Consider the following 20388-nt stretch of genomic DNA (forward strand, 5'->3'; position numbering starts at 1 on the left):
CAAATTTAATTAAACCGACAGGAAATTAGCAGTCATTTGGGTCACAAAACTATCTGTTAAAATTCATTTTTCTGCCCTTTGGATGGAATAAAACTCAATCGCAACAAAAAAGATTCAGATTCAAAAATATTAAAATCAACATCGCAAAAAAGTGAATCGGCTTTTAAATTCAAATATTCTTTATGTGTTACATGCTCTATGTCCTAATTAAATGGATAGCACGTAGCATTTCCGATCAAAAAAGGAGCTTATGATGAAAAAAAGCTCATTAAAAATATTATATGATCAAAATGCTACTTTTTTTCCGAAAAAAAATTTATTACATTTGTACCGTATTAAGTCGTTTACGAGAGGGGACACAACGTCCCCTCTTTCATTATAGGTAAGTGTAGTATGAGTTTGAAGCAGACCATCGAGGAGATTGTAACGAAGCATTTGCCCGATGATTCTCATTTTGTGGTAGATGTCCTCATCAATGAGAAAGGCCCTAAGCAAAAAGTCAGCATTCTTATTGATGCAGATGGAGGTTTAAATATCGACACCTGCGCTACAGTCAGCAGAGCTGTAGGCGAAGAATTAGAAGCCAAAGAAATAATAGAAAAAGCCTATGTGCTTGAAGTTTCTTCACCAGGACTGGACCACCCACTTACTGGCAGGAGACAATATCAAAAAAACATAGGGAGGAATCTCATGGTCACCATGGAAAACGGTGACAAAATGGAAGGAAAGCTCTTGAGCGTAGACCAATCGGCCATCAACCTTTTGGTAAAACAAAAAGAAAAAGGCAAAAAAGCTGTTGAAGTAGAAGCAACAATAGCTTTGGAGCAAATTAAGAAATCAATTGTATTAGTCTCTTTTAAATAAAAAAAATGGATGCTAAAGTTCTGATAGAATCGTTTGCAGAATTTGCAAGATCAAAAAATGTGGATCGTCCTACCATGATCCGCATCTTGGAAGATGTGTTTAGAGCAATGATTCGTAAAAAGTACGAAACAGATGAGAATTTCGATGTAATCATCAACGCAGACAAAGGTGACCTTGAGATTTGGAGGATCAGGGAAATTGTTGACGACAACTCGGAAGACATCTGGGATCATGACAAAATCAGCCTATCCGAAGCCAGAAAAATCGAACCTGATTTTGAAATTGGCGAAGAGACTTACGAAAGAATCGAATTGGAGGACTTTGGAAGAAGAGCCGTGATGATGGCAAGACAGACTTTGATTCAAAAGATCAAGGATTTGGAAAAAGACTTGCTTTTCCAACAATACGAGGAGTTGGTAGGTGAAATCATCACTGCTGAAGTTTACCAAATCTTAGGTAGAGAAATGCTTTTAATGGACGGTGAAGGCAATGAGCTAATCCTTCCAAAAGGAGAACAAATCCCTAAGGACCGTTTCCGAAAAGGAGATACCGTAAAATCCATCGTCCACAAAGTGGAAATGGTGAACGGCAACCCACGTATCATTCTTTCAAGAACTTCTCCAATTTTCTTGGAGAGATTGTTTGAGAATGAAGTACCGGAAGTTTATGACGGATTGATCACTATTAAGAAAATCGTCAGAGAGCCAGGAGAAAGAGCTAAGGTAGCTGTAGAATCTTATGATGATCGTATTGATCCGGTAGGTGCATGTGTGGGCATGAAAGGAAGTAGAATTCATGCGGTAGTTCGTGAACTTCAAAACGAGAACATTGATGTCATTAACTACACTGATAACTTGGAACTGTATGTTTCGAGAGCCCTAAGTCCAGCCAAGGTCAGCTCGATTTCAGCCAATGAAGAAGAAAAGAGACTTTCTGTCTTTTTAAAGCCTGATCAAGTATCTTTGGCCATCGGAAAAGGAGGGTATAATATCAGATTGGCCAGCCGTTTGGTGGGCTATGAAATAGATGTCTTCAGAGAACTTTCTGATTACGAGGAAGAAGAAGATGTCGATCTATCCGAATTTTCTGACGAAATTGAGGGTTGGATTATTGAAGAGTTGAAGAAAACAGGTCTGGACACTGCAAAAAGCGTATTAGCATTGTCTACAGAAGACCTAACCAGAAGAACTGAGCTCGAAGAAGAAACTATCGAGGAGATCTTCAGAATATTAAAACAGGAATTTGAACAGTAAATCATTTGCCCTGATGGGATAACATTAGTGGCATATTTACATCAATAAAAAATTAGCAAGAGGTTTTAGCGTATGTCAGAAGAAAAAATGATGCGATTAGGCCAGGTAGCCAGAAAGCTCAATGTGGGGATTTCCACAATTGTTGAGTCTATGGCCAAGAAAGGCTTTGATGTAGAGAGCAACCCTAACTCCAAGATCAGCCAAGATCAGTTTAACATGTTGGCTAAGGAGTTTAAGTCCTCTGCACAGGAAAAGGAGGAAGCGTCCCACCTTTCCATTGGTAAACGTCACAATGAAAACTTTACCATCAAAGCAGAATCTGAATCTGTGCCTGAAGAAGCAAAAAAAGAAGAACCAAGCCAGCCAGTAGCACCTGCTCCTAAGCAAGAAGAGAAGCAGCAACCTACACCTGCGGAAACTCCTAAAAAGGAAGAGGATAGCAAAGTCACTTCCGAAGCGGAGAAGCTTCCAGGCATTAAGGTATTGGGTAAAATTGACCTAACTGGTCAAAACAAGGGCAAAAAAGAAGAGCCCAAAAAAGAAGAAAAACCAAAAGCGGCTCAGGAAACTCCTAAGCCAGCCGAAAAACCAGCAGAAGCTCCAAAAGCTGAAAAGCCAGCGGAAAAAGCTCCTCCTGCAGTAGAAAAACCTCAGGAAAAGACTCCTGAAAAACCAAAAGAAACCCCTAAGGCTGAGAAGCCTGAGCAAAAAGAAGACGCTAAAACTACATCTAAAGCTGAACCTGAGAAGGCTCAGACATCTGACGCATCAAAAGTACAAAAGCCGCAAGCTGAGAAGCCCGCAGCAACACCTTCTAATAAACCAGAAGAAAAAACCTCTCCATCAGTAGAGCCTAAAGCGGAAGCTAAAAAGGACTCTTCTGATTCAGTAATCTCTGCTAAAGCTGACGCGCTAAAAGGCCTAACTGTACTAGGGAAAATCGAACTCCCTAAAGATAAGCCGAAGAAAAAAGCAAAACCTGTAGCCTCCTCCGATGAGCGAGGAAAAGATAAAAAGAAACGCCCTCGTAAGCGTATCGATAAGCCAGGAACAGGTGGTCCCGGTGCAGGTCAAGGCAATCGACCTGGAGGTAATGCAGGTGGCCCTCAGGGTAACCGAAACCAACAGGGTGGCGGTAACCGAAACCAGCAAGGTGGACGTAAAAGACCTGGAGGCAACCAACAAAAAGGAGGAGGTAACCGATTCCAAAAAGTGGAGCCTACCCAAAAGGAAATTCAAGACCAAATCAAACAAACTCTTGCCCGTCTTCAAGGCGGTGGTAAGTCTGGAGGAGGTAAGAGCAAGAGCAGAAGAGACAAGCGTTCTGAAAGAACCAAAGATCACAATGTAGAAGGACAGGAAGAAAGCAAAGTACTAAAAGTAACTGAGTTTATCTCTGCAAATGACTTGGCTTCTTTATTGGATGTTTCTGTAAACGAGATCATCTCAGTTTGTATGTCATTGGGTATGTTTGTTTCTATCAACCAACGACTGGATGCTGAAGCAATTACCATTATCGCAGATGAATTTGGCTATGAAGTCGAATTTACCAAAGCAGATGAAGAAGAGGATGAAGTAGAAGAAGTGGACCGCCCGGAAGATTTGGAACCGAGAGCTCCTATCGTTACCATCATGGGACACGTCGATCATGGTAAAACTTCCTTGCTAGATTACATCAGAAGCTCTAAAGTAACCAGTGGTGAAGCAGGTGGTATTACCCAGCACATTGGTGCATATGATGTAAAAACCGACAATGGCGAAAAAATCGCTTTCTTGGATACTCCAGGTCACGAAGCTTTTACAGCCATGAGGGCACGTGGTGCAAAAATCACGGACGTGGCCATCATCGTAATCGCGGCTGATGACAGCATCATGCCTCAGACTAAAGAAGCCATCAACCACGCTCAGGTAGCTGGTGTACCGATGATATTTGCTATCAACAAAGTAGATAAGCCAAATGCCAACCCTCATAAAATCAAAGAGGAATTGGCGAATATGAACTTATTGGTGGAAGAATGGGGTGGTAAATACCAGTCTCAAGAAATCTCTGCCAAGACAGGTCAAGGAATTGATGAATTGCTAGAAAAAGTATTGCTAGAAGCCGAAATCCTTGAACTTACTGCCAATCCAAACAGAAATGCAGTGGGTACCGTAGTGGAAGCCTCTCTGGATAAAGGACGTGGATATGTATCCACTGTAATGGTCCAAGCTGGTACTTTGAAAATTGGTGACATCATGCTAGCCGGCCAACACTACGGTAGGGTGAAAGCGATGTTTGACCATACTGGCAAGAAAGTGAAGGAAGCTGAACCATCTACTCCTGTCCAAGTATTGGGCTTGAGCGGAGCTCCTCAGGCAGGTGACATCTTGAAGGTATACGACACTGAACGTGAAGCTAGAGAAATCGCCAACTCTAGAGAGCAGATCAATAGAGAACAAAGTATGCGTACCAAGAAACATATTACTTTGGACGAAATTGGTAGACGTTTGGCTATCGGAAGCTTTAAAGAACTTAACATCATTATCAAAGGTGATGTGGATGGTTCTGTGGAAGCCTTGTCTGATTCCTTACTGAAACTTTCCAAAGATGAGGTAAGCGTTAACATTATCCACAAAGGTGTTGGTCAGATCTCTGAATCTGATGTCCTTCTTGCTTCTGCATCGGACGCCATTATCTTAGGATTCCAGGTGAGACCTTCTACCAGTGCCAAGAAGTTGGCAGAACAGGAAGAAATCGAAATCAGACATTACTCTATCATCTACGATGCCATTAACCAAATCAAGGATGCCATCGAAGGTATGCTAGAACCTGAATTCGAAGAGGTGATTACAGGTAACATCCAAGTGAGAGAAGTCTTCAAGATTTCTAAAGTTGGAACCGTTGCTGGTTGTTATGTAACCGACGGATATGTAACCAGAAAGAATAAGATCAGAATTATCCGTGATGGTATCGTTATTCATGATGGAGAAATTGATCAGTTGAAGCGTTTCAAAGATGATGTAGCAGAAGTGAAAGCCGGTTATGAATGTGGTATTTCCATCAAAGGATACAATGATATCAAACTGGAAGACACTATCGAAGGATACGAAATGCGTGAAATCAAAAGAAAAAAATAATTCAACTAAATACACACGCTTAAAGTCAAAAGGACAGTTTTCTAACTGTCCTTTTTCTTTTTCATTAACATAATCTTATTTAGCATAATAGAATAAAATTCAATCATGGGTATTGCTCTCGTATTGCTATTAAAAACCTTTTGTTACGCTTCCATTATCAGTATTCTGGTGGGTTTTATCAGGCCTGTTTATGTCCTTTGGTTTATGGACAGGTGTAATAGATTAAGCGTTCTCAAAGTCTACGGAGCATTGACATTATTATTTTTCATACTATATGAAGTCCTTAGTCGCCTCTTACTTTAAAAATATCCCTTAAGGATTGATCTTCTTCAACTCTTCCTCATGAATCCTAAAATCATTATCCCCAAACAACACCAAATAAATTTTTCTGATAGATTTTAATTCAGGCATAATTGCCATGATTGATGAAAAGGCAACTTTAGCTGCTTCCTCCACAGGATAGCCAAAGACCCCAGTTGATATAGCAGGGAAAGCAATAGAAGTCATTTGATAATCATCCGCCAGCTTCAACGCCTCCCGGTAGCAATTACCAAGAAATTTGGCTTCAGGTTTATCCTTTCCATAGACGGGACCAAGGCAATGAATTACATATTTGTTAGGCAGTCTAAATCCTTCTGTGATCACCGCCTCTCCTGGTTGTATGGGGCCAAGTGGAACAGCAGCTCGCTCGATATCTGGCCCTGCAGCTTTGTGGATTGCCCCGGCCACACCTCCACCAGTCCTAAGTTGCGCATTGGCGGCATTGACAATCACATCAACATCGGATTGTTTGGTAATATCTCCCTTCCGATTGATTAGTTCAATATGATTGATTAACCTAGCCATCAAAAAACGTTAAACTCAACTAAATTTAACCTAAAAAAGGAGCATAATCAACCACCAGACTAGCCCACCCGCTTACACTTATAAACCTTTGGTGAATCATCCAAAGTGGTCACTGCAAACAGATATTCATCTCCTCCGTCCTGAAGTTTAAATTTTTTCTTGATCATATCCGGCTTCAAGGGATGGTTCCTAACCAAAACATTTACTTTTCCAGAGGGAAATGTCTTTTTGATCTGCTTTTTATCAAGCTTTTGCTCTTCTAGAATTTCAAATACCCTTCCTTGAACAGGAGCAATCAGCTTGTCAGAAGTGTAGACATGAGTATTGGGATGCAATTTCTTCAATCCATATTGCTGAGAAAAAGATTTAAATGCACCGGCCTTTAAAATAGCCGCAGACGGAAGTACCAAATATTTCTCAGGGAAACCAAAAGTTGCCTGAGAAAGTGTTTCTTCCTCGTATGAAAATTCAAAAAACTCATCGAGTTCTTCTGATAAGTTCCAGCAGCTCACCCTTGGCGAACCTACTTCAGCGTCTCTATCCCAAATCAATAAAATCTCTTTTACCTCATTCTTGACAGCGACGACATGAAGATGGCTAACTGCTGGTATTTCGCGTAAAGCTTCTTTGATGTCCAACATAGGCGAAGCCTTTACCATAATATGGCTAGCCTTCCTTGTCATCATTTCCCAGTGAGTGATTATATCTGGCTCACAATCCGCTAACTTGTATAACTTCTGATTATGCCCTCCTCTTCTGGCCGGATCCACAAAAATCCAATCAAAAGAGCTTTCCGTTTGTCTCAAATAGTCGATTGAATCCCCAGACCGGACTTCATATTTAACTTTATTCTCACTAAGCTGGGAAAAATTCATGGCAGCAATTTCTGCCAACTTCTCCTGTCGCTCCAGATAAAGGACCTTATCGAAATGAGCCCCTAAAAAAAAAGTATCTACCCCAAAACCACCGGTTAAATCCACTAAACTTGCTCCCCTTGCCAATCGGCTTTTAAATTTTGCTGTCAATTCAGAAGAACATTGCTCCAAGGAGATTGATGGAGGAAAAATAACATTGGGATTAGCCACCCAAGAAGGCAACTTCAACTGCGCTTTCTTTCGGGCAGAAATTTGTTGGACGGCTTCCTTGACATCCAAGGAAGTATTTTGATGGTGCTTTAAAAGCAATTGTGCAGGATCTTCAAAGAGATGATCCTGCACAAATTGAAATAATAATGGAGTATATATTTTGGAAGCTTCCAAATTTAGACCAAGCTATGCTCTACTAAGTACTCAGCAATTTGAACTGCATTGGTAGCTGCTCCTTTTCTAAGGTTATCTGCCACAATCCACATGTTCAAAGTATTTGGCTGAGACTCATCCCTTCTCAATCTACCCACAAAAACCTCATCACGCTTGTGTGCGTTCATTGGCATTGGGTAAACATTATTGGCCACATCATCCTCCACAATTACACCAGGTGTAGCTGACAATAATTGCTTCACTTCAGCTATATCAAAATCTTCTTTGAATTCCACATTCACTGACTCTGAGTGACCACCCATTACAGGAATCCTAACGGTAGTAGCAGTCACCTGAATGGATTGATCATCAAAAATCTTTTTGGTCTCATTGATCATCTTCATTTCCTCTTTGGTGTATCCATTTTCTTGGAATACATCAATATGAGGCAAAACATTCAAGTCAATTTTATGAGGATATGCTTTTTCTCCGTCTTTTCCTTCCCGCTCATCCATCAACTGGTTTACGGCTTTTAGGCCGCTTCCTGTAACCGATTGGTAAGTGGATACAACCACTCTCTTAATTCCATATCGCTCACGCAATGGCGCCAAAGCCAAAACCATTTGGATGGTGGAACAGTTTGGATTTGCTATGATCCGGTCATCAATCTTCAGAGATTTAGCGTTGATCTCAGGAACAACCAGCTTTTTGGTAGGGTCCATTCTCCAAGCAGAAGAATTATCCACTACAATAGTCCCTGCCTCAGCAAATTTCGGAGCCCATTCTTTGGACGTGTCTCCACCTGCAGAGAAAATGGCTACATCTGGCTTTTCTGCCACTGCCTGTGCCAGGCCTATCACTGTGTATTCCTTATCCTTGAAAGTAATCTTCTTTCCCGCAGACCTTTCACTGGCCACTAAAAGCAATTCATCAAAAGGGAAATTGTGCTCCGCTAGCACCTCAAGAATCTCTGAGCCAACTAAACCAGTCGCTCCTACAACAGCTAATTTCATCGTTGAAAACTTTCTATTAATTGATTTTTATAGTATTTTAAATTTTTCAGCTTGGTTTTTTTTGAAAGATGGCTCCTATTAATAAGGGAGTTAAAAATTTCATGGATTCAATTTTTATCTGCTGCTTATTTTGGATTTGCTGATCTATATAATTAGTCTTCCCAATTAAGCCGCCCAAAATTTTTAGGTATGAAATCTTACTGTTTTAACTCACCTACTTCTTTTTTTATGGGTTTGGGAATGCTACTTTTTGCATCCTTCCAAACCTCCCAAAAAGTAGCATCATCGCCCTTCTATTTTTCAAACCAGAGGCCTTCAAATTTTAGTGCCGCAAGTTACGGAAAATCATCCACTAACGAAGTAGAAAATCTTAAAATATGTACTGAACCCAAAAGATTAGATAAAATTTTAGGTAAAAGACCGTCAGTGGAAACACCAAACAACCTGATTCACCACACAAAGACCTCAATCCCTGTCCTATTTGAATTTATTGGTAGGCATTTGAAATCCCAAAGTTCAAGGATAGAATCCAAGGGTCAATTCAATTCACCTGATATCAATCCTGACACGATCCCCTCCAAAATCGTCCATATTAATCGCATAAGTAAAAACTCCATCATAGTTACCTTTGACAAACCCTTAGATCCGGTTTTCGCAATTATTCCAAACTTTTACAACATTGACGGCAGGACACCATTTGAAGTGACTTGGACCAATTCATCCTTTCAAGTGATTTTGAATTTTGAAACTCCAATTGACTCTCTGAGTTCTACCCTAAAAGTAAATGGAGTATTGGACTCAAATGGGAATAAAATTATTCGCGAAAGCTTCCCCTTTAAATTAGATCACAAAGCCAATGTTGCTCAAAAAGAGCTGGTCATTAATGAAGTCATGGCAGCACCAAAAAATGGAAGCCCACTGCCCAATGCTGAATACATTGAGATCTATAATACGAGTGACAGAACTATTGAGCTTGGAGGTTTTCTTTTGAAGAACTCCAGTCGTTCGGCTGTGTTTCCAGTTTCCTCGATTTCCCCAGGGGAATATGCTATCATAGTAGACGAAGATGATGCTTCAGCGTTTAGTACCTTCGGAAAAGTGATTGGCCTAAGTACTTGGCCTAGGTTTGTCAACAGTAGTGATCAGGTTATCTTATGCGACCCAAACGACCAAATCATAGACCAGTTAAGTTATAATCAGCAAAGCTATGGCAGCTCCGATAAAGCCAACAATGGCTACAGCCTAGAAGTAGTAAATCCCTTTTCCTCTTGTAATCAGTCCTTACTTTTGAAAGCGTCAGAAGATCCATCAAAAGGAACTCCAGGAAGAGAAAATTCCATATTTGATAATACTCCAGACATGGTCGCTCCTCGCCTGCTAAAAGCACTGGTAGCAGACCCCTCAACAATTATCTTGCAATTCAACGAAAGCTTGAATACCGACCTTTCCAATGTTACTTGGGAATTCAATAAGTCAATAGAACTTAATGAAGTGTTTATTTCTCCAGAGAATAGCACCGAAATCATATTGAAGTTAAAAACCAATTTATCTGAAAAAACGGCCTATCAAATTACAGTAAAAGACCTTTATGACTGCGCTGGCAATTCAATTGATCTATCTTTCAATACGGCCAACTTTCAGATTCCTTCGGAAGCAGAAATAGGAGAGATCATCCTAAACGAAATACTTTTCAATCCCAGAAGCGGCACGCCTAAGTTTGTGGAGATTTATAACCATTCATCAAAATACATTGACTTAGCCAATTGGAAACTAGCCAATGTCTCCCAAGATGGGATTGATAATAGAAAAATTATAGAAGAAAAAACCTTGATTATTGAACCATTTGACTACTTGGTGGTCACAACGGATATCAATCTTCTTCATCAAGAATACCCCAAGGGTGTTATTTCTAAATGGATTGAAATCAATACTCTGCCCAGTTACCCCATTGCTGAAGGGAGTGTTGTTCTCCTAAACCCTGAAGAAAGTCTCCAAGAACGCTTCGACTATTCCGACAAATTTCATCATGAATTGATCCAAAATACAAAAGGAGTTTCTTTGGAGCGTTTCACTCCAGAACATGAAACCAATGCCCCTAAAAACTGGCATTCTGCCGCAAGCACTGAAGGTTTTGCCACACCTGGCTATAAGAACTCACAAAGTTTGGAGCTGAACGATTTAAACCAAGGAATTCAAATTACTCCTAAAGTCTTCCTACCTGATGCAACAGGCGAACAACCTTTTACAACCATAAGCTATAAAATGACAGAACCAGGTTACTTTGGTTCCATTAAAATCTATGGCACAGATGGACAGCTTATCAAAACCATCTGCCAAAATGAAAGCTGGGGAATTGCTGGTTTTTACACTTGGAGTGGCACCAATGAAGCAGGCGTTAAAGTCAGACCAGGATATTATATTGCTTTGGTAGAAATGGTTCACCTTAGCGGCCAAGTGTCAACAATCAAAAAAACAATCGTAGTTGGAAGTAAATTACAGTAAACCTTTTTTAAGAAAATAAGTGCCTCGCCAAGAATCAACGAGGTCACTTCCATTACAAACCTTCATCCTCATCATTATAGATAAATGTATTTGCCTTACCCTTCGCTTTAATATACCCTCTGTACATCCCAGCTGAATTAAAAGGCATGCTAATATTGGCCTCTTTGTCGATGGATATAACGCCTCCACTTCCTTCCATTTTCACCAACTGATCCATGACCACTTCTTTAGCAGCTTCATCCAAAGATTTACCAGCATATCGCATGATTGAGGCAATCTCATGGCCAACGACATTCCTGATGAAAAATTCTCCATGGCCAGTTGCTGAAACCGCACAAGTCGCATTATCGGCATAAGTACCGGCTCCAATTACAGGAACATCACCCACTCTGCCATAGCGTTTATTGGTCATGCCACCAGTGGAAGTAGCAGCAGCCACATTTCCCTCCGAGTCAACAGCCACAGCACCTACAGTTCCATACTTTCTATCATTAAAATATGGGTCTTCCAATTTCATCTCCCGAAGTGAAGAATGGTCCAACTGCTGCTTTTCAGACTCAATGATTTTCATCAATTGTTCATACCTTCGTTCCTCTCTAAAATAACCGGGATCAACTATTTCCAGCCCTTGTTCTTCAGCAAATTGCTCTGCCCCTTTACCCACCATAAAAACATGAGGACTGTTTTGCATCACTTCAAATGCAGCAGTAATTGGATTCTTGACCGTGGTTATCCCCGCAACAGCACCGGCATTCCTCGTCTTTCCATCCATAATCGCTGCATCCATTTCATTTCTGGCATCATGGGTAAAAACAGCCCCCTTACCCGCATTGAAAAGTGGACTATCCTCCATCACCTTGATAGCAGCTATTACAGCATCTACTGACTTCCCTCCCTTTTCTAAAACTTCGTACCCTTGGTTCAAAGCCTCAGTGAGTTTTTCCCGGTAAGCCTGCTCCCTTTCCGGAGTCATATTTTCTCTTCTAATGGTACCCGCTCCCCCATGTATTACCAAAGCAATGGGCTGCTCTTGACTAGCATTTACATTTTGATTTTCTGATTCCTCATTTTCTTCTTTCGCTCCAGAACAAGACAAAAGGAATACAAAAAGCAATACAAACAAACTACCTGTTTTCGTTCTAAGCATAAAATATATTTAAACCATTCAATGGACAATTAACGTATTAAATTAGTAAAGATATTTATATATATCCTTAGCTTTACGAAACACATTTAATTCTGTTGGTGATATTTTTGATTTTAAAAATGACACCTTATTTTAGGGGACTTTTTGAAAGTCAAAAATTTATTTAGCCATCGACACTTAACACCTAATACTATGAGTCAAGAAGAGAAAACATCATATTCCAAAGAAGAACTAAAAGAGTTTGAGGAATTGATCAACAACAAGCTAAGCGTGGCCCGTGAAGAACTTCTCTCTTTAAAAGAGACACTTAGCAAGAAAAATGACAGTGGAACAGACTTCACCGCTTCCACTTCGAAACTATTGGAAGATGGAGCTGATACACTTGAAAGGGAAAGCCTGAGCCAATTGGCGGCAAGACAGCAAAAATTCATCATCAACTTGGAAAATGCTTTAATTAGAATTAAAAATGGCACATATGGTGTATGCGTTGATACGGGTAAGCTAATTGCCAAGGAAAGACTAAAAGCCGTACCCCATACCATGCATTCCATTGAAGCTAAATTAGCTAAAAAGTAAATATTGGAATTTTTACACAGACATATTGAAGCATTGGTATTCTGTTCACCTTCTCCGTTAGGCATTGGCGAGATCCAAAAGTGCCTAACGGAGATGTTTGAAACTGATGTCCCAAAAGAGCATGTTGAAGCGGCCATAAATGACTTGAGCCAAAAGTATCAACATGATGATTTTTCCTTCGCATTGGAACATCTTGGTGATGGCTACCAGTTCCTAACAAAGCCGGCCTACCAAACCAGCATCTCTATTTTGCTCAAGCAGCAATCCACCAAAAGGCTCTCTACAGCCCAAATGGAGACCTTATCCATTATTGCTTACAAGCAACCTGTAACGAAATCTGAGGTAGAGCAAATACGCGGTGTTAATTGCGATTATTCCATCCAGAAGTTATTGGAAAAAGAACTCGTCACCATCAAAGGAAAATCCGACAGCATTGGCAGACCCCTCCTTTATGGGACTAGTGAAAAGTTCATGGAGTATTTTGGCATCAATAGCCTCAGAGACCTTCCCCAGCCTAAAGATTTTTCCCAAGAAGAGAACCAAATCGGAAAAGAGCAGGATTAAACCTGTGGCTTTTGAAAATAATTATTTCAATTCTTTATCATTTATCCGTAAAGAAGTCCGTATCTTTGCACCCTAATTTCAGGAATCACAATTGATTCAATATTAAGGGATTACATTGACAAAACCTTATACAGCAGAGATGCTGCAACACTATGAAAAATCAAAACAGAAACAATCAAGACGGCAACAGAGGCAAAGGAAGACCATCAAATTCTTCCAAGAAAACCGGCCGAAAGCCATATGGCGATAACCAAAGGCCTTCTTCGAAGTCCCGCAGAGGTAAATTTGAAGGCTACTCTTCTTCTGAAAGAAAAGAAAGCAAATCAGCTGGAGATTTCTCTCCGTTGAAGAAATACAGCAAAGACAAACCATCTTTCCAAAGACCAGAAAATCAAGAGAGCCCCAAAGAAAAAGGCACCTTAAAGACTGTTTATAAGGGAAGAGGTAAAGATCAAAGACCTGTTTTTGGAACAGAAAGAGTTGATGAAGAAAGAAATTTCCAAAAGTCAAGGAAGTTCAAAAACAACAGATTCATTAAAAACAACAGGGATTTCCAAGAAGAAAAACCTGAATACAACCTGAAAAAAGTAGAACGCAAATTAGCCAAATCTTCCAGTTCCGAGATCAGGTTAAATAAATACATTGCCAACTCCGGCATCTGCTCCAGAAGAGATGCCGACAAGCTCATAGAAAAAGGTGAAATCAAGGTCAATGGCGAAGTAATCACAGAGCTTGGTCATCGTGTTTCCCTAACAGACAAGGTGGTGTACAAGGGAAAAACAATCAACCCTGAGAAACCTGTATATGTTCTTTTGAACAAACCTAAGGACTTTATCACCACTACGGATGACCCCATGAACCGTAAAACGGTTATGCATTTGGTGCAGTCAGCATGTGATGAAAGGATTTTCCCAGTAGGTAGATTGGACAGAAACACCACTGGCTTACTTCTCTTCACAAATGATGGAGAATTGGCCTCCAAACTCTCTCACCCCTCTGAGAAAATCAAAAAGATCTATCAAGTTACCCTTGATAAGCCTATCGGGAAAAGCGAAGTAGAGGCCATTTTGGAAGGACTCACCCTTGAAGACGGTTTGGTTGAGGTTGATGATCTTCAAGTTTTATCAAAAGACAGGACCATCTTGGGAATTGAAATCCACGTGGGTAAAAACCGAATTGTAAGAAGAATCTTTGCTCACTTAGGCTTCGAAGTAGTAGCCCTTGACAGGGTTACCTATGCAGGGTTAACCAAAAAAGACCTTTCAAGAGGGCAATGGAGATTCCTAACAGAAAAAGAAGTAATCAACTTGAAGTATTTCAAATAATACATTTCTCAAACAAACATATTGTTAAGCGCCTAGACTTCATCTAGGCACTTTTTTTATGCTCAAATTACAATAACATTTTTTTGCAGTTCTATTACACAAGTTTATTGAAGTGGATTCAAAAACTGAATCGCTCAATTCACAAACAACACTTATTGGTATAAAAACTACCTATTAACCAATCTCAACCCTAAAAATTGAATTAATCGGTTATTTTATAAAACTAAACAGGTATTTCTTTAGCAAAACAATCTCCATTAACTTCATTTCAGAACAATTCATATGTTCGGTTATTTAATTTACGGGGAAGCCGAAAACCACTTTTCATTAAGAGTAGGCATTACTTCAAAATCACAATACCATGGATTTACTTTCATTTTTATTGGAATTGCTACTTTCCCTTTTAGGCGGACTGTAACTTCAAACCTCTAATCGGTCGACCAATCCTTATCGGTCGAAAACGTACCAAAAGCTGCTTTCTAAAACAAAGCGGCTTTTTTTAGCTTTCAAACATTTTTGGATTTTCAAAAAAGAAAAACCTACGCTCTAGACAGGCATAAAAGTTGTTCAATAGATACTAATACAAAACCCAAGAAATCATGGAAAAGTTTGATGCGGTCATTATTGGAGCAGGTCAATCTGGTATGCCATTGGCCAAAAAAATAAGCCAAAAAGGACTTTCAGTAGCGCTTATAGAAAAAAGAGCAATCGGAGGCACCTGTATCAATGACGGTTGTTCTCCTACCAAAACCATGGTTCACTCCGCCAAAGTAGCACACTTAGTTTCCCGGGCAGAAGATTTTGGAATACGGATCGAGAACTATAAAATAAGTCAAAAAGGCGTCAAAAACCGGAAAAACCACATTGTGGAGCAGTTTAGAGGAGGAGCTGAAAAAGGACTCAAAAAAGCTGACAACATCAAAATCATCATGGGAAGTGCCCAGTTCAAAAGCAATCACATCTTAAGCATCAATACAGGTAAGGATGAATTTGAAATTTATGGAGATAAAATCCTTATCAACACCGGATCAGAACCCAGAATCCCAGAAATAAAAGGACTCATCAACTCCCCCTTCCTCACTAGCACAAGCATAATGGACCTAAACGAAACCCCAGAGCATCTGATCATTTTAGGAGGCGGCTATATTGGACTTGAGTTTGCACAGATGTTTAGTCGTTTTGGAAGCAAAGTGACCATTATAGACAAATCTGAAAGATTGGTTCCCAAAGAAGACAAAGATGTAAGCGAAGAGATCTGCGCTATATTTAACGAAGAAGGTATTTCCACGATATTCAATGCTGGAGTTAATGAAGTTACTTTTCGCGACAATTCATTTACACTATCTTATAAAAATTCGGAAAAAGAAGAAAAATTGAAAGGCACTCATCTGTTGATTGCAACTGGTAGAATTCCATCCACCAAAAATCTAGGACTGGAAAATGCCGGTATAAAAACAACTTCATCAGGACATGTCAAAGTAAACAACTATTTTGAAACCAACATATCCAACGTCTATGCCCTGGGAGATGTAGCAGGAAGTCCTCCCTTCACCCACATCGCCTATCATGATGCGCATTTGGCTTTCCAGCATATTTATGAAAAAACTAGTCATTCAAAAGAAGACCGCTTAGTTCCCTATTGCATCTTCATCGATCCCCAATTGGGCCGAATAGGGCTCAATGAAGCAGAAGCGATTGAAAAAGGGATCAAATATAAAACAGGAAAATTCTTAATGAAGCATGCTGGCAGAGCCTTAGAAGTAGATGAAACCAAAGGCTTTTTTAAGGTTTTGGTAGACCCAGAAACAAAACAAATCATCGGAGCCACCATTTTAAGTATGGATGGTGGAGAAATCCTAGCAGTTTTACAAATGGCTATGCTTGGTAATATTACTTATGACACCATTGCTACTTTACCCATTGCCCACCCAACATTGGCGGAAAGCTTAAACAACCTCATGATGCAAATAGAAAAATAAAGCCACTGTTTAAGTAGAGTACTTAAACAGTGGCCTGCAAATCAACTATCAAACTTATTTTACGGCAGTGAGCTGGCTATGGCCTTACTCTCAAATGCTCCCTCAAGCTCTATCACTAAATGGCTGTCGTCATCATCTCCTCCGATCAGCAATACCAAATCACTGATAATATCATCTCCTTTTGAGTAAAAGGCAATCTCACTATCCTTTTCCGATAACTCCATCATCAATTCATACTTTTCCTTTTTCAACCCTTTGGCTAAGGCTTTAAAATCAGCTTTCGCTTCACTTCCACTAACAGGAAGTTTGAAAAGTTTCATTCTCTCCACTGACTTGGCAATTGCCTTCATCCCTTCTTCATCGAAATCAATATCAAACCCATCTGCAAAATCAAAAAAGCTTCCTGCCAAATCCAAATGAAAGAATTCCTCATTACCCTTATATTTCTCATAAAGTGAAGCAACACTTTTGCTTTGTGCCTGGGCAAAAAGACTCACCCCCATCAGGGCTACGATCATCAATAACTTTTTCATATTTATTCCATTTTAATGTTAGGTTCTCTTATTTACTCAGTCTATTTATTTTTCTTTTTTCCACTACTGTACTCATTCATTCCTGGCAGATCTGTCTTTTCTGCCAACATGTTGAGATCTTGATAGGTAAAACTTCCCAGCATACTTAGCAAAGTAAATTCACCTTCAGAGCCAGAAAGCATCAACAATTCTGCAACTTTTCCGTTCTCCTCTCTTACCATAAATTTGAGACTACTCCCCTTGTCCTGAACATCCATCAAATCCTCATATTTATTCTTGTTCAATGTCCCCATTGCTTCTTTGTACAAGGCCATTCCATCCACATCTTCCCCGCTCAGAATTCGAATACCCTTTACTTTAGAGATCAACTCTCCCATGTCTTTGGCATCTTGGCCATCTCCTTCGGCTGCTGCTGATTTCAAGAAACCACCGGCCATTTGCATCATTTTTGGGCTGATATAAACCCTGGAAAAATCATCGCTCTCCATATACTTGGAGAAGAACTTCACGATGGCATCATCTTGCGCCTGAGCCGCAGTCGCCACTAACACCAACACCAATAGACTAATTAATTTTTTCATTTCTCCTCCTCTTTTATTTCTTTGATATTAAATAGGTCATTTGTCGTATTCAAATATTTCATATCATCCATCACCTGAAGTGACGACGTTCCTTTTTTCATGTTCTTTTGTATCATGGCTAGCGCTTCCACCACCTTCTCATAAGCCTCTTCTTCTTCCATTCTCCTTTGTTGTTCAATAAAAAGCCAACCAAATACCAAAAAGACCAAAACAACAGCCGCCACCCTTTGCCATACCCCCAAACTCCGTTCAGCTTTTGGAGCTGGTTTTTTTGTTGGCTCTTCCCTCCTAAACGCTGACAAGCCTAAGAAGAACATTTTTTCATCCTCAAAACCTTCAACCTCTCTTAAAAGCTCCTTGATGAGTTTTTCTTCTTCAAGAGAAGTTTCTCCTTCATAATATTTCTCCAATAATGCCTTAACTTGTTCTTCCATGATTTCCTTTTTCCTGTAAAAAAGATTTTAGCCTCTTTCTGGCCCTGAACAAATTCACTTTTACTTGCTCTGTACTGATTTCCAGATATTCAGCAATTTCTTCATAAGTCAAACCTTCCACTTCTCTTAATTGAAAGATTTCCTGTTGCTTTTCAGGCAAATCCTTCAAAAACTTAAAGACCATTTTCAAAGCCGGAGAAACATCCTCCGCTGCATCCGTGGGCATTTCCGGCAAATCATCTTGAGTTTCTAAAACCATCCACCGCCTTTGTTCCCTTAACTTTTGAAGGCTTTGATTTCTTACTACCCGGACCATCCACCCAGTTGGGTTTTCCATTTTTTGAAGCTGGTCTCTCTGGGCCCAAGCTTTCTCCAAAGCTTCTTGCACAGCATCTTCTGCCTCATCCCGGCTTTTCAACCATAGATAAGCCATGCGATAAAGCTTGCTTCTCAACGACCAGATATATGCTTCAAAAAATGTCTTCATTCATGTAGATAATGAGGATGAATCTTCAATGTTACAGAATTAGCAAAAAATTTTTACAAATATTTACAAACAACTTACTTCCAGCAAAATACACCCTACATCTGACATAAATCTATAACATTGATTCCTTTGATCACAAAACATTCACACCTTCATAATAGTCCTAATGTTCTAAAAATAATATTTCCCAAAGAGGGAATATTTCAAATTCATCCGCCCTTCATAGGCTTCATTCAAACAAAATAGATTAATTTTAAATTATATTTTAAAATAGTATGCATGCGCACTATTTGATTACTTTGTATAAAATTCAAAGCAATAAACTCATGAAAAAAATCATCAAAACTTCCAAAGACAAGCTGAAAAATAAGGGCATAAAAAAAGCCTTGAATTTCTTCAAGGCTTGTGGTGATGAGTGGGCTCGAACCACCGACTCACGGATTTTCAGTCCGATGCTCTACCAACTGAGCTACATCACCGTTGTAAAGTGATGCAAAGGTAGGCAAATGTTCTTTTCATGCAAACCTTACAGGTAAAAAAATAAGAAGAAAATTACAGGGTTTACATTAAACAATTCACTATGAGTATCTTACCTCAGATAATATTTTTACTTTTTTTTGCAGCCGCTGGCTATGTGCTTTATAAAAGGATTTCTTTTCTCAAAAGGAACATTCAGCTAGGTAAAGCAGAAAGTAGAAATGATCAACCTGCTGAGAGATGGCAAACCATGGCCTTAGTTGCCTTTGGCCAAAAGAAAATGTTCAAGCGCTGGATTCCTGCCCTACTTCACCTGTTGGTTTACCTTGGCTTTATTGTCATCAACCTAGAAGTCGCTGAATTTATCATTGACGGTATTACAGGACAACACCGGATCTTCGCTCCACTTCTTGGGGGAACTTATACTTTTGCCATGAATTTCTTTGAGTTTTTGGCAGTAGGTGTGCTCGTCTCTTGTGTTATTTTCCTAATCAGAAGAAATATTACCAAAGTCCCAAGACTTTCCATGAAAGAGCTGAAAGGCTGGCCTGCTTTGGATGCCAATTTGATTTTGGTCATTGAAATTTGTTTGATGATGGCCATTCTGAAAATGAATGCCGCTGATCAAATCCTTGCATCCAGAGGAGTGGACCATTACACGCAGCTAGGCCCTCTCTTCTTTAGCAGTCTGCTCAAGCCAATGTTAGTTGGTTTTGGCGACAGCTTTTTGGTGTTTGTTGAACGAGCAGCTTGGTGGTTTCATATTGTTGGCATATTGGGTTTTGCGATTTATGTTACCTATTCCAAACATTTGCACATCTTCCTGGCCTTTCCCAACACTTGGTACTCCAACCTTAAGCCTAAAGGAGAAATGGCCAACATGCCTGAAGTGACCAATGAAGTGAATATGATGTTGGGTATTCCGACTGAAGGAAATGCTGAACCACCCGCTGAGATTGGCCGCTTTGGAGCCAAGGACATCAATGACTTGAGCTGGGTCAATATCATGAATGCCTACTCTTGTACCGAATGTGGGCGATGCACTTCAGAATGTCCAGCCAATATTACAGGCAAAAAACTTTCTCCCAGAAAGGTGATGATGGATGTCCGAGACAGGGCGGAGGAAGTAGGCAAAAGCCTGGATGCTGGAGGGAAAGGTTTTGAAGATGGAAAGTCGCTTTTAGGCGATTACATTTCCCAAGAAGAAATCAATGCATGTACTAGCTGTAATGCTTGCGTGGAAGCTTGCCCAGTTAACATTGATCCATTATCAATTATTCTTCAAATGCGCCGCTATGTTGCCATGGAAGAAAGTGGCTCTCCGGCCCAATGGAATGCCATGTTTCAAAACATGGAAACCAGTTTTTCTCCTTGGAAATTTTCACCATCAGATCGTTTCAATTGGGCTGAAAAAGTGAAAGACGAAGAAATGAAATAAAGGTAAGCAGCTAT

17 protein-coding genes and 1 tRNA gene are annotated in these 20388 nt (G+C 39.9%); 9 read left to right on the forward strand and 9 right to left on the reverse strand.

Going from position 1 to position 20388, the window contains the following annotated elements; genetic code table 11:
- Window positions 1-393: 393 nt before the first annotated feature.
- From rimP to infB, 3 genes are all read left to right on the forward strand, one after another.
- The gene (gene rimP / locus JL001_RS03175) at window positions 394-864 is read left to right on the forward strand and encodes a ribosome maturation factor RimP (RefSeq protein WP_200974672.1); all 471 of its coding nucleotides are present in this window, start codon (window positions 394-396) and stop codon (window positions 862-864) included.
- Between the two features lie 5 nt (window positions 865-869).
- Window positions 870-2117, forward strand: coding sequence for a transcription termination factor NusA (gene nusA, locus JL001_RS03180; protein WP_192009275.1), 1248 nt, complete (start codon window positions 870-872; stop codon window positions 2115-2117).
- 72 nt (window positions 2118-2189) lie between these two features.
- Complete coding sequence (infB, locus tag JL001_RS03185) at window positions 2190-5234, forward strand: translation initiation factor IF-2 (protein WP_200974674.1); 3045 nt, start codon at window positions 2190-2192, stop codon at window positions 5232-5234.
- 312 nt (window positions 5235-5546) lie between these two features.
- Here infB and JL001_RS03190 read toward each other — a convergent pair whose 3' ends face one another.
- From JL001_RS03190 to JL001_RS03200, 3 genes are read right to left on the reverse strand one after another with little or no spacing between them, the layout of a single operon-like run.
- Complete coding sequence (locus JL001_RS03190) at window positions 5547-6080, reverse strand: macro domain-containing protein (protein WP_200974676.1); 534 nt, start codon at window positions 6078-6080, stop codon at window positions 5547-5549.
- A gap of 59 nt (window positions 6081-6139) precedes the next feature.
- Window positions 6140-7339 (reverse strand): class I SAM-dependent methyltransferase, encoded by a 1200-nt coding sequence (locus JL001_RS03195; RefSeq protein WP_200974677.1) that lies wholly within the window; start codon window positions 7337-7339, stop codon window positions 6140-6142.
- Window positions 7340-7341: 2 nt separating this feature from the next.
- On the reverse strand, window positions 7342-8331 hold the full coding sequence (locus JL001_RS03200; RefSeq protein WP_200974686.1) for an aspartate-semialdehyde dehydrogenase: 990 nt from the start codon (window positions 8329-8331) through the stop codon (window positions 7342-7344).
- Between the two features lie 189 nt (window positions 8332-8520).
- On the opposite strand from JL001_RS03200, the gene JL001_RS03205 reads away from it, so the two are divergent.
- Complete coding sequence (locus JL001_RS03205; protein ID WP_200974687.1) at window positions 8521-10833, forward strand: lamin tail domain-containing protein; 2313 nt, start codon at window positions 8521-8523, stop codon at window positions 10831-10833.
- Window positions 10834-10885: 52 nt separating this feature from the next.
- Here JL001_RS03205 and JL001_RS03210 read toward each other — a convergent pair whose 3' ends face one another.
- The gene (locus tag JL001_RS03210; protein WP_200974689.1) at window positions 10886-11980 is read right to left on the reverse strand and encodes an isoaspartyl peptidase/L-asparaginase family protein; all 1095 of its coding nucleotides are present in this window, start codon (window positions 11978-11980) and stop codon (window positions 10886-10888) included.
- A 192-nt stretch (window positions 11981-12172) separates the two neighbouring features.
- Between JL001_RS03210 and JL001_RS03215 the strand changes: the two genes are divergently transcribed.
- The 4 genes from JL001_RS03215 to lpdA all read left to right on the forward strand — a co-directional run bounded on the left by JL001_RS03215 (window position 12173) and on the right by lpdA (window position 16424).
- Complete coding sequence (locus JL001_RS03215; protein WP_200974691.1) at window positions 12173-12556, forward strand: TraR/DksA C4-type zinc finger protein; 384 nt, start codon at window positions 12173-12175, stop codon at window positions 12554-12556.
- A 3-nt stretch (window positions 12557-12559) separates the two neighbouring features.
- Window positions 12560-13120, forward strand: a complete 561-nt coding sequence (scpB, locus tag JL001_RS03220; protein ID WP_200974693.1) for an SMC-Scp complex subunit ScpB — start codon at window positions 12560-12562, stop codon at window positions 13118-13120.
- A 152-nt stretch (window positions 13121-13272) separates the two neighbouring features.
- Window positions 13273-14445 carry a pseudouridine synthase gene (locus tag JL001_RS03225; protein ID WP_200974695.1) on the forward strand — a complete coding sequence of 391 codons (1173 nt, stop codon included), beginning with the start codon at window positions 13273-13275 and terminating at the stop codon, window positions 14443-14445.
- A 599-nt stretch (window positions 14446-15044) separates the two neighbouring features.
- A complete protein-coding gene (gene lpdA / locus JL001_RS03230) occupies window positions 15045-16424 on the forward strand; it encodes a dihydrolipoyl dehydrogenase (protein WP_200974698.1) in 1380 nt (459 codons plus the stop codon).
- A gap of 59 nt (window positions 16425-16483) precedes the next feature.
- Here lpdA and JL001_RS03235 read toward each other — a convergent pair whose 3' ends face one another.
- From JL001_RS03235 to JL001_RS03255, 5 genes are all read right to left on the reverse strand, one after another.
- A complete protein-coding gene (locus JL001_RS03235; protein ID WP_200974700.1) occupies window positions 16484-16957 on the reverse strand; it encodes a DUF4252 domain-containing protein in 474 nt (157 codons plus the stop codon).
- A 41-nt stretch (window positions 16958-16998) separates the two neighbouring features.
- Window positions 16999-17538 (reverse strand): DUF4252 domain-containing protein, encoded by a 540-nt coding sequence (locus tag JL001_RS03240; RefSeq protein ID WP_200974702.1) that lies wholly within the window; start codon window positions 17536-17538, stop codon window positions 16999-17001.
- Complete coding sequence (locus tag JL001_RS03245; RefSeq protein WP_200974704.1) at window positions 17535-17972, reverse strand: hypothetical protein; 438 nt, start codon at window positions 17970-17972, stop codon at window positions 17535-17537. The genes JL001_RS03240 and JL001_RS03245 overlap by 4 nt, the downstream gene beginning before the upstream one ends.
- The gene (locus tag JL001_RS03250) at window positions 17956-18459 is read right to left on the reverse strand and encodes an RNA polymerase sigma factor (protein ID WP_200974706.1); all 504 of its coding nucleotides are present in this window, start codon (window positions 18457-18459) and stop codon (window positions 17956-17958) included. The genes JL001_RS03245 and JL001_RS03250 overlap by 17 nt, the downstream gene beginning before the upstream one ends.
- A 406-nt stretch (window positions 18460-18865) precedes the next feature.
- Window positions 18866-18938 (reverse strand) — tRNA-Phe (locus tag JL001_RS03255).
- A 101-nt stretch (window positions 18939-19039) separates the two neighbouring features.
- On the opposite strand from JL001_RS03255, the gene JL001_RS03260 reads away from it, so the two are divergent.
- Entirely contained in the window at window positions 19040-20374 is a 1335-nt protein-coding gene (locus tag JL001_RS03260; RefSeq protein WP_200974707.1) for a 4Fe-4S dicluster domain-containing protein, read from the forward strand.
- The last annotated feature ends 14 nt before the right edge of the window (window positions 20375-20388 follow it).

Source organism: Echinicola sp. 20G (genome assembly GCF_015533855.1).
Classification (GTDB): Bacteria; Bacteroidota; Bacteroidia; order Cytophagales; family Cyclobacteriaceae; genus Echinicola.

Bases quoted from the DNA above. Each gene is read 5' to 3' on its own strand.
- rimP (WP_200974672.1), top strand. From the start codon at position 394: ATGAGTTTGAAGCAGACCATCGAGGAGATTGTAACGAAGCATTTGCCC.
- nusA (WP_192009275.1), top strand. From the start codon at position 870: ATGGATGCTAAAGTTCTGATAGAATCGTTTGCAGAATTTGCAAGATCA.
- infB (WP_200974674.1), top strand. From the start codon at position 2,190: ATGTCAGAAGAAAAAATGATGCGATTAGGCCAGGTAGCCAGAAAGCTC.
- JL001_RS03190 (WP_200974676.1), bottom strand. From the start codon at position 6,080: ATGGCTAGGTTAATCAATCATATTGAACTAATCAATCGGAAGGGAGAT.
- JL001_RS03200 (WP_200974686.1), bottom strand. From the start codon at position 8,331: ATGAAATTAGCTGTTGTAGGAGCGACTGGTTTAGTTGGCTCAGAGATT.
- JL001_RS03205 (WP_200974687.1), top strand. From the start codon at position 8,521: ATGAAATCTTACTGTTTTAACTCACCTACTTCTTTTTTTATGGGTTTG.
- JL001_RS03210 (WP_200974689.1), bottom strand. From the start codon at position 11,980: ATGCTTAGAACGAAAACAGGTAGTTTGTTTGTATTGCTTTTTGTATTC.
- JL001_RS03215 (WP_200974691.1), top strand. From the start codon at position 12,173: ATGAGTCAAGAAGAGAAAACATCATATTCCAAAGAAGAACTAAAAGAG.
- JL001_RS03225 (WP_200974695.1), top strand. From the start codon at position 13,273: ATGAAAAATCAAAACAGAAACAATCAAGACGGCAACAGAGGCAAAGGA.
- lpdA (WP_200974698.1), top strand. From the start codon at position 15,045: ATGGAAAAGTTTGATGCGGTCATTATTGGAGCAGGTCAATCTGGTATG.
- JL001_RS03235 (WP_200974700.1), bottom strand. From the start codon at position 16,957: ATGAAAAAGTTATTGATGATCGTAGCCCTGATGGGGGTGAGTCTTTTT.
- JL001_RS03240 (WP_200974702.1), bottom strand. From the start codon at position 17,538: ATGAAAAAATTAATTAGTCTATTGGTGTTGGTGTTAGTGGCGACTGCG.
- JL001_RS03245 (WP_200974704.1), bottom strand. From the start codon at position 17,972: ATGGAAGAACAAGTTAAGGCATTATTGGAGAAATATTATGAAGGAGAA.
- JL001_RS03250 (WP_200974706.1), bottom strand. From the start codon at position 18,459: ATGAAGACATTTTTTGAAGCATATATCTGGTCGTTGAGAAGCAAGCTT.
- JL001_RS03260 (WP_200974707.1), top strand. From the start codon at position 19,040: ATGAGTATCTTACCTCAGATAATATTTTTACTTTTTTTTGCAGCCGCT.